Raw genomic sequence first — 9476 nt, 5'->3', positions numbered from 1 at the left:
GTCCCTTGCCTGTTGTTCTAAGGCTCATCCTGCTGTCAGGAGAGAACTCGCCCTTTGGGCTCAGACAGCTCTCCTGACGGGCGCAGGATTTCACCAAGAACAACAACGGCGCGGGCCAAAGTCGCTGCAAAGCCTCCCGGCCCACCGCCGTGCTCAGAATAAATCAGTGCAGACGACGTGGGGTGAAGGTGAAATTATCGCCTTCAAGCATCACTTCAATGATTTCACCCGGACTGAAATCTCCGCGCAATAATCGCTGGGCAAGAGGGTTTTCAATTTCCCGCTGAATGACTCGCTTCAGGGGACGGGCTCCGTAAACCGGGTCATATCCCACTTCGGCAAGACGATCTAATGCTCCCTCACTTAACAATAAGTCCATATCACGCTCTTTCAGGCGCGCCCGCAATGCGTCCATCTGGAGACTGGTGATTTCTCGCAGTTGTACGGCTGTCAACGGATGGAAAATGACCATCTCATCAATACGATTCAGGAATTCCGGACGGAAATGATCCTGAACCACATCCATTACGGCGACGCGCATGGCGTCATAATTGCCACTTCGGCTGAACTCCTGAATCCGGTCCGAACCAAGATTGGAAGTCATGACAATGACCGTATTCCGAAAATCCACCGTGCGACCCTGCCCATCCGTCAGGCGACCATCATCGAGCACCTGCAAAAGGACATTGAACACATCAGCATGGGCTTTTTCCACCTCATCAAGCAGAACTACCGAGTAGGGTTTACGCCGTACCGCTTCGGTCAAATAGCCACCCTCTTCGTAGCCGACATATCCGGGCGGGGCACCAATCAGGCGCGCTACCGAGTGCTTCTCCATAAATTCACTCATATCAATACGAACCAGCAGATCTTCACTGTCGAACAAAAATTCTGCCAAAGCCTTGGTCAATTCGGTTTTACCCACTCCGGTGGGGCCAAGAAACAAAAATGATCCGTTGGGTCGGCGTGGATCAGAAAGTCCTGCACGAGAGCGGCGAATGGCATTGGCAACCGCTGCCACTGCCTCACTTTGTCCCACTACCCGCGCTTGCAGGCGTTCTTCCATTTTCAACAGTTTTTCTTTTTCGCCTTCGAGCATTTTTGAAACAGGAATACCTGTCCAGCGGGCCACGACTTCGGCAATTTCTTCTTCACCGACTTCAGTGCGTAGAAGAGTCGGTTTAGTTTGCTTTGCGCCTTCGCCTTGAGTTTCAGCCGCTTTGATCTGGGCTTCGAGGGCAGGAATGACGCTGTATTGTAATTCTGCCATGCGCTCCAGATCATTGGCGCGGCGCGCTGTATCCAGATCCACACGTTTGCGGTCCAGTTCTTTCTGAATTTGCGAAGTGCCTTCAATGGTCAGCTTTTCACCTTTCCAGACTTCTTCCAGATCTTGATATTTTTTATCCAGATCCTTGATTTGCGACTGTAAAATATCCAGTCGCTTGAGGCTTGCTTCATCTTTTTCTTTTTCCAGCGCGACCCGCTCAATATTCAACTGGATGATACGGCGTTCCAGTTCATCCAGTTCCTGAGGTTTGGAATCAATTTCCATTTTGATGCGCGATGCTGCTTCATCCATCAGGTCAATGGCTTTATCGGGAAGGTTTCGATCTGGAATATAGCGGTGCGATAACTGGGCGGCCGCCACCAACGCCGGATCGGTAATGCGTACCCCATGATGTGCCTCATAACGCTCCTTGAGACCCCGCAAAATGGCAATACTGTCTTCAACACTGGGCTCATCCACCAGCACCCGCTGGAAACGGCGTTCCAGCGCCGCATCTTTTTCGATGTATTTGCGGTATTCATCCAGGGTAGTGGCGCCGATGCAGTGCAGTTCACCCCGCGCCAATGCCGGTTTGAGCATATTGCCAGCATCCATGGAACCTTCAGCCTTACCAGCCCCTACCAGAGTATGAATTTCATCAATGAAAAGAATGATTTTCCCTTCACTTTTTTCAAGATCCGTTAAGAGGGCTTTAAGACGTTCTTCAAATTCACCGCGAAACTTGGCACCCGCGATCAATGCCCCCAAATCCAGACCCAGCAGGCGCTTGTCGCGCAGGGACTCCGGCACTTCGCCATTGACTATACGCAAAGCCAAGCCTTCAACAATAGCCGTTTTGCCGACGCCGGGTTCACCAATCAACACCGGGTTATTTTTGCTGCGTCGCAACAACACCTGAATGGTGCGGCGGATTTCATCGTCGCGCCCAATAACCGGATCCAGTTTACCCTGTCTAGCCCTTTCGGTGTAATCAGTGGTGTATTTTTCCAGCGCCTGACGCTGTTCTTCAGCATTGGCATCGTTGATTTTTTCGCCACCATGAAGATCATGGACAGCCTGTTCAAGATCCTTGCTGGTGGCTCCTGCAGCTTTCAATAAGCGTCCGGCTTCGCCCTTGTCTTCCAGTAGGGCGAGCAGAAAATGCTCGGTAGAAATGAAGCTGTCACCGCGTTTCTGACTGATTTTATCTGCCAGATTAAACATGTTGGTTAAGTCACGACTCACCTGCACTTCGCCGGGCTGACCATGTACCTTGGGCATGCCTTCCAGTGCGCGATTCAGCTGATTACGCAGGGCATCCACCTGCACGCCGGCTTTGGCAAGAACCGGACGGGCAATGCCGCCCTCCTGATCCAGAAAAGCGATCAAAAAATGGATGGGTTCAATTTGTTGATGATCCTGAGCGAGGGCAAGGCTTTGGGCATCCTGAAAAGCCTGTTGAAATTTGGTGGTCAATTTATCGGTGCGCATGGTAAAGCTCCATGGAATAAACGTTGACCATCACATGGGATCAGATGGTCTTTTTTTCAAGTGCGGGTGATACCCGCAATCCTTTGATGAGAAAAACACTGGCCAACAAAGCCACCAGGCCAGCCGCAGCAAAAGTCAGCTGCCCACCCCATTGGGCCCAGGACCAGCCCGCAGCAAGGGCACCAATGCCGCCGCCCAGGCCATAAACCATGCTGGCATAAAGCGCCATGCCCCGGGCCCGCAAGGCTCCGGGAAAACGCTCAGATACCCAGTGTACAGCGGCCAGATGAAAAGCTGCATAACTGGCTGCATGCAGACTCTGGACAAGCACTATCCAGAGTAAACCCGGCCACCAGGCAATTACTCCCCAGCGCAGCGCAGTCAAAAAAAAGGAGGCGGTAAAAACCAGCGGCACACCAAAGCGACGAATAAAACGATCTCCACACCAGAAAAAGGCGACTTCGCAAAGCACGGCAAAGCCCCAAAGCATGCCGACACTACTACTGCTAAGCCCATGCGCCTCGGCATAAATCGAATAAAAGGCATAATATACGCCGTGACTGGCCTGTTCGAGCAAGCCCGCCAACAAAAAAAACCAGAGCCCGGCATCTCGCAAGACCGGACTCATGCGCGGGCGCCGCTGATGTGACGGATGGTTATGGGTTCCGTAGGGCAAATGGCGGCTTACCCACCAGGCAAGCACTAAAAACACCAAAATACCGGGTAAAAATGCGCCCATTCCCCAGTGGCTGATGAACACCCCCATTCCCAGGGACAGGACAATAAAGCCTATTGAACCCCACAAGCGGATGCGACCATAAGAGGCCGAGCGGCGCTGCGCCCAGTCCATAGTGGCCGCATCCACCAATGGCAACGTTGCGGCCCAGAAAAAAGAAAATGCCAAGGTGATCAGCAGGATGACCAGGAAATGACCGGCGCTGAATTCCAGTGCCAGAAATCCGGCAGCGGTGAGCAGAGTCCCCAGCATCACAATCCGGCGGCTCCCCCAAAAGTGGGATAACCATCCCCAGAGATTAGGTGCCAGAACTTTACTGAATTGTACGGCAGCGGTGAGGATACCAATAGCCAGAGGGGTTTGACCCTGGGCATGCAACCAGGGTCCCCAGTAGGGCATGAACGCACCCAAGGCGCAGAAATAAATAAAATAGAAGGCGGCCAGCCAGCCCCCTTCCCGTTCAATGCCCATTAGTTATGCAGAAATAGGGGGAAGTGGAGACTGTACATCTCCATTCTGGGCGCGGTGGCGCATCCAGTGATCCATCAAAGTCAAGGCCAGCATAGCTTCAACAATGGGTACCGCACGAATACCCACACAGGGATCATGGCGACCGGTGGTTATCACTTCCTGAGACATGCCATGAATATCAATACTTTGACGGGGAATACGGATACTGGAGGTGGGTTTGATGGCCACCGATAGCGTCAGATCTTGACCAGAAGAGATTCCGCCCAGCACGCCACCAGCATGATTACTCAGAAAACCGTCCGGTGTCATCGCATCGCCGTGCTGACTGCCACGCTGTTCAACCACGTCAAAACCATCGCCCATAGCCACCGCCTTCACCGCGTTAATACTCATCATGGCTTTGGCAATATCTGCTTCCAGGCGGTCAAAAACAGGTTCACCCAGTCCTGTCGGCATACCCGTAACCCGGGCATCTACCCGGGCACCGATGGAATCACCTTCTTTACGTAATGCATCCAGAAATTCTGCCATTTGTTCTGCGGCACTGGCATCGGGACAAAAAAAGTCATTTTGAGAAATTTCAGCAGCATCAAACGATTGGGCCTTCACAGTCCCCATCTGCGCCATCCAGGCAAGAATTTCCATGCCCAGCCTATCTTTAAGAAATTTACGGGCGACGGCACCCGCAGCAACGCGCGTCGCGGTTTCGCGAGCCGATGAGCGCCCCCCTCCTCGATAATCCCGTAATCCGTATTTTTGCAGATACGTATAATCTGCATGACCAGGACGAAACAGATCCTTGATTTTACTGTAATCCTGGGAGCGTTGGTCGGTATTGCGAATGAGCAGGCCGATGGGTGTTCCAGTGGTCACCCCTTCGAACACGCCCGAAAGTATTTCTACCTGATCTTTTTCCTGGCGCTGGGTGGTGTGGCGTGACTGCCCCGGGCGGCGGCGATCCAGATCACCCTGTATATCTTCCGGTGCCAGGAGCATTCCCGGCGGACAGCCGTCAATAATACAGCCAATGGCCGGTCCATGACTTTCGCCAAAGGTGCTCACCCGGAAACACTCCCCGAAACTGCTGCCAGCCATGAATTATTTTTCCATTTCAATCATGGCGTAAGCCGAATGGTTATGAATGGACTCAAAGTTTTCCGATGACACTGAAAACCAGCGCACGCGCGGATCTTCCTGCAGGCGCAGAGCGACATCCCGGACCATGTCTTCGACGAATTTGGGATGATCATAAGCATATTCCGTTACATGTTTTTCATCGGGACGCTTCAGTAAACCATATAATTCACAGGAAGCTTCGGCCTCAATTAAATCAATAATATCCCGAATCCAGATAGTATCCCGGCTGCGGACATGCACCCAAACATGGGCGCGCTGGTTATGCGCCCCGTATTCTGAAATGCTTTTTGAACAGGGACAGAGGCTGGTTACCGGCACCATGACACCCAAGGTTAATTGATAACCTTGCGGGGTGATTTCGCCAATCAACTCCACCTCATAATCCAGCATGCTTTTGACACCGGAAACAGGCGCCGCTTTTTGCACAAAAAACGGCAGGCGCATTTCGAGTCGTGCCGAATCGGCTTCGAGGCGTGTGCACATTTGCTCAACAATACCCCGAAAACCTTCGACACTGATGGGCGCTTCCTGGTTATTCAGTATTTCCATGAAGCGCGACATGTGCGTACCCTTGAGATGGGCAGGCAGACTGACATACATGTTACACAAGGCAACACTGGGTTGGACTGCTGCATCCCTGTCTGCAATCTGCAGAGGGTGCCTGACGGCACGAATACCCACTTGCTGAATGGGAATGGCACGGGGATCTACCCGACCCTGAACATCTTCGAGAATTTCTGTAGCGCAATTCCTCACGCGCACCTCACATTGAATAGTGGACCAATTTAGTCAGATATTACGCGTGACCCGGCTTCCGGGCAAGGGATCCCAGTAAAATTCGACCTGCTTCGGTGATTCCAGAAGCATCCAACCCCAGTTCTGCCAGCCACTGGTTGGCATCTCCCTGCTCAATAAACTGATCTGGAAACCCAAGAATGCGCATGGGAACCATTTGCCCCTGGTTTAGCAGATATTCTGCCACAGCAGAACCTGCGCCACCGGCAATCACCCCCTCCTCTATAGTGAGCAAAGCCTGATGGGTCTCGGCCAACTCCTGGAGCAACGCATGATCTAAGGGTTTGACGAAGCGCATGTTAATAACTGTGGCATCTAGCGCTTCCCCAGCCTGCAAAGCTGCTGCAGCCCGTGTACCAAAAGCCAATATGGCCAGTTTTTTTCCGGAGCGGAGAACTTCCGCCTTGCCTAGTGGTACGGTCCGCTCCAGGTTTTTATCCAGTTCCAGCCCTACTCCATTCCCACGGGGATAACGAACCAACGCCGGACCGGGATAAGCGAACCCGGTATTGAGCATGTCACGCAGTTCCTGCTCATCTTTGGGTGCCATAATCACCAGATTGGGAATGCAACGCGAATAGGCCATATCGAAGGCACCCTGATGAGTAGCTCCATCGGCGCCCACCAAGCCGGCCCGATCTATGGCAAACAGTACGGGTAGGTTCTGAATAGCGACGTCGTGCAACAATTGGTCATAGGCGCGCTGCAAAAAGGTCGAATAAATCGCCACGACCGGATGCATGCCATCACAGGCCATGCCTGCAGCAAAAGTCACGGCGTGTTGTTCGGCAATGCCCACATCATAATAGCGTTCTGGATAAAGCTGCTCAAAACGCACAAGGCCTGAACCTTCGCGCATGGCCGGAGTAATGGCCACCAAGCTGGATTCTGCAGCGCCTTTATCACAGAGCCAATCGCCAAAAATTTTGGTGTAGCTGGGCGGCCCTCCCGCCTTTTTGGCCATTTTTCCGTCACTCTGATTGAAAGGGGTGACACCATGATAGCCGCAGGGATCCTCTTCGGCTGGTCCGTAGCCTTTGCCTTTTTTGGTCATCACATGCAAAAGACGTGGGCCTTTAATTTTTTTGAGGTTTTCCAGGGTGGGAATAAGGGCGTCCAGGTCATGGCCATCGATAGGCCCAAAATAATTGAAGCCCATTTCCTCAAAAAGAGTGCCCGGAGTGACCAATCCCTTGACGCCTTCCTCAGCCTTTTTGGCCAGCTCGCGCAGCGGCGGCACCAGGCTTAATGCCTGCCCCGCACCATCACGCACGGTATTGTACAAGCGCCCAGAAAGGATGCGGGTGAGATATTGGGAAACCGCACCGACGTTGGGAGAAATGGACATTTCATTATCATTCAGGACCACCAGTAAGTTGGCATCCAGTACCCCGCCATTATTGAGGGCTTCATAAGCCATTCCGGCGGTCATGGCACCATCACCAATAATCGCAACAACATCCCGGTCAAGCTTTTCCAGTTTTGCGGCAACCGCCATTCCCAGCCCGGCGCTGATGGAGGTGCTGGAGTGACCCGCCCCAAAACTGTCGTAGGGGCTTTCATCACGCTTTAGAAAACCGGAAAGTCCGTCTTTCATGCGCAGTTGGGTAAAGCGGGACCCTCGTCCAGTCAGAATTTTATGCGGGTAGGCCTGATGACCGACGTCCCAGACCAAGCGATCATCGGGTGTATTGAAAACCGTATGCAAGGCAACCGCCAGTTCTACCGTACCCAGACAGGACGATAAATGTCCTCCAGTCTGACTCACGGATTCCAAAAGAAATTGACGTAACGCCTTGGCGACGCCTTTTAATTCAGTGCGGGACATTCTCCGCAGTTCTTCGGGCATAGGAATGCCCTTCAACAAGTCCGTCATTTATTCCGCTCTACAATTAGGCGCGCCAGTGCACGCAGATGATCCGCCTCATGCTGCCAGGACTGCAAGGCAGCATGAGCCTCTTCCAGAAGCCGGTGGGCGTAATTTTGGGCTTCTTTTAAGCCCAGCAAGGTGACAAAACTGGGTTTGTTACGACTACGGTCTGCGCCTTGCAGGGCTTTACCGGTTTGTTGCAGATCACCGATTTCATCCAGAATGTCGTCCTGAACCTGAAAAGCCAGTCCGACCCGATCCGCATATTGTAACAGCATGCTGCCCTGCTCCGAATTTTCTTCAACCCCTGCCGCACAAAGAGCCAGCTGAATGGCGCAACGAATCAGCATTCCGGTTTTGTGCAAGTGCATTTGTTCGAGAGCGGGCAAAGCCAGCTCATGGCCGACCGCCGCCAGATCAATGGCCTGCCCGCCGACCATACCCCGAGAACCGGCTGCCTGGGCGAGTGCCGCCAGCATGCGGACTTGCCATTGAGCATCAACACCCCAACCCGGCTCGGACAGGGCGATAAAAGCCTGGGCCTGCAAGCCATCACCAACCAGAATAGCAGTGGCTTCATCGTAAGCCTTGTGACAGGTGGGTAACCCCCGCCGTAAATCATCATTGTCCATGGCCGGAAGATCATCATGGACCAGCGAATAGGCATGAATCATTTCCAGGGCGGCAGCAGGACGATCAAGCTTTTCTGGGGCAATGTCCAGACAAAGTCCGGTAGCGTACACCAGCAGCGGCCGTATGCGCTTGCCGCCACCCAGAGTGCTGTAACGCATGGCGTCGTGCAAACGGGCTGGTAAAATATGTTCATTGGGGAGCAAACTCTGCAAAACAGCTTCTATGCGTTGCACAGCATGCTGACGAAATAATGCAAAATTCTGAGTGGTCTCCAGGGCTTCCAGGGTCATTGATTATTCATCCTGAGTCATTGGGGTGGCATTCTCTCCCAGCAGTATTTCCACGGTCTGGCGCGCCTGTAGTAGTTGTGATTCAGCACGTTTGGCGAGATCCATGCCCTGCTTGAACAGAGCTACAGAATCTTCAAGGCCCAACTGACCACCTTCCAGACGGCGAACCGTAGCTTCGAGAGCGTCAAGGGTGCTGGCGAAATCTGCGGGCGTGTCTGCAGAAGAGCGTTCGTTATTCATGTCTTTTTCCATGTTTGCCAATTAAACACTAGGCCCCATCCTCGGGGCAAGCGCAAAAATTTAATTTCATACTGGACGGTCGGTTAATTGGACACTAATATTTCGCCTGGTTTTCCATTCCGAAAGGTTCTTCTTCCCATGTCCATACAAAAGACCGCGCAGGTAAACATCCTGTCAAAGCAGGAAGGCACCCGCTTTGACGTGCTGGGTGCCATCAGCGTGTCACATTTCCTCAATGATAGCATTCAATCGTTGATGTTGGCGGTATACCCATTATTCAAAAGTAATTTTGACTTGAGCTTTGCCCAGATCGGATTGATCACTCTGGCTTACCAGCTGACGGCATCCATAATTCAACCACTGGTCGGGCGTTATACGGATGGACATCCTCTGCCTTTTTCGTTGCCTATTGGAATGGTATCTACTTTTGCGGGTTTATTGTTACTCTCCATTGCCCCCAATTATCTGATACTCCTGCTTGCTGCCGCACTGGTGGGTCTGGGTTCGTCGGTGTTTCACCCCGAATCCTCCCGGGTGGCGCGC

8 protein-coding genes are annotated in these 9476 nt (G+C 52.7%); 1 reads left to right on the top strand and 7 read right to left on the bottom strand.

Features of this window, described 5'->3' with window-relative positions; all coding sequences use genetic code 11:
- Positions 1 to 163: 163 nt before the first annotated feature.
- Genes clpB through xseB form a run of 7 tightly spaced genes read right to left on the bottom strand, consistent with a single transcriptional unit; the run spans position 164 to position 8933 of the window.
- The gene (clpB, locus tag HJG40_RS12540; protein ID WP_215864508.1) at positions 164 to 2761 is read right to left on the bottom strand and encodes an ATP-dependent chaperone ClpB; all 2598 of its coding nucleotides are present in this window, start codon (positions 2759 to 2761) and stop codon (positions 164 to 166) included.
- 40 nt (positions 2762 to 2801) lie between these two features.
- Positions 2802 to 3968 (bottom strand): MFS transporter, encoded by a 1167-nt coding sequence (locus HJG40_RS12535; protein WP_215864507.1) that lies wholly within the window; start codon positions 3966 to 3968, stop codon positions 2802 to 2804.
- Between the two features lie 3 nt (positions 3969 to 3971).
- Positions 3972 to 5063 carry a chorismate synthase gene (gene aroC, locus HJG40_RS12530; protein ID WP_215864506.1) on the bottom strand — a complete coding sequence of 364 codons (1092 nt, stop codon included), beginning with the start codon at positions 5061 to 5063 and terminating at the stop codon, positions 3972 to 3974.
- A 3-nt stretch (positions 5064 to 5066) separates the two neighbouring features.
- On the bottom strand, positions 5067 to 5861 hold the full coding sequence (folE2, locus tag HJG40_RS12525) for a GTP cyclohydrolase FolE2 (protein ID WP_215864505.1): 795 nt from the start codon (positions 5859 to 5861) through the stop codon (positions 5067 to 5069).
- A 40-nt stretch (positions 5862 to 5901) separates the two neighbouring features.
- Positions 5902 to 7776: a 1-deoxy-D-xylulose-5-phosphate synthase gene (dxs, locus tag HJG40_RS12520; protein ID WP_215864504.1), complete on the bottom strand. Its 1875-nt coding sequence runs from the start codon at positions 7774 to 7776 to the stop codon at positions 5902 to 5904.
- Complete coding sequence (locus tag HJG40_RS12515) at positions 7773 to 8693, bottom strand: polyprenyl synthetase family protein (RefSeq protein ID WP_215864503.1); 921 nt, start codon at positions 8691 to 8693, stop codon at positions 7773 to 7775. Before HJG40_RS12515 ends, dxs begins: the two co-directional genes overlap by 4 nt.
- A 3-nt stretch (positions 8694 to 8696) precedes the next feature.
- Positions 8697 to 8933: an exodeoxyribonuclease VII small subunit gene (gene xseB / locus HJG40_RS12510; protein WP_215864502.1), complete on the bottom strand. Its 237-nt coding sequence runs from the start codon at positions 8931 to 8933 to the stop codon at positions 8697 to 8699.
- A gap of 138 nt (positions 8934 to 9071) precedes the next feature.
- On the opposite strand from xseB, the gene HJG40_RS12505 reads away from it, so the two are divergent.
- The coding region (locus tag HJG40_RS12505; protein WP_215864501.1) for an MFS transporter at positions 9072 to 9476 on the top strand (405 nt) is incomplete at its 3' end.

The sequence above is a fragment of the Acidithiobacillus concretivorus genome (genome assembly GCF_018853445.1).
Taxonomy (GTDB): domain Bacteria; phylum Pseudomonadota; class Gammaproteobacteria; order Acidithiobacillales; family Acidithiobacillaceae; genus Acidithiobacillus; species Acidithiobacillus concretivorus.
This window is presented reverse-complemented; position numbering and strand designations above follow the sequence as displayed.

What these genes read in the sequence shown, in the direction of transcription:
- clpB (WP_215864508.1), bottom strand. Translation starts at nt 2,761, where the DNA reads ATGCGCACCGATAAATTGACCACCAAATTTCAACAGGCTTTTCAGGAT.
- HJG40_RS12535 (WP_215864507.1), bottom strand. Translation starts at nt 3,968, where the DNA reads ATGGGCATTGAACGGGAAGGGGGCTGGCTGGCCGCCTTCTATTTTATT.
- aroC (WP_215864506.1), bottom strand. Translation starts at nt 5,063, where the DNA reads ATGGCTGGCAGCAGTTTCGGGGAGTGTTTCCGGGTGAGCACCTTTGGC.
- dxs (WP_215864504.1), bottom strand. Translation starts at nt 7,776, where the DNA reads ATGACGGACTTGTTGAAGGGCATTCCTATGCCCGAAGAACTGCGGAGA.
- HJG40_RS12515 (WP_215864503.1), bottom strand. Translation starts at nt 8,693, where the DNA reads ATGACCCTGGAAGCCCTGGAGACCACTCAGAATTTTGCATTATTTCGT.
- xseB (WP_215864502.1), bottom strand. Translation starts at nt 8,933, where the DNA reads ATGAATAACGAACGCTCTTCTGCAGACACGCCCGCAGATTTCGCCAGC.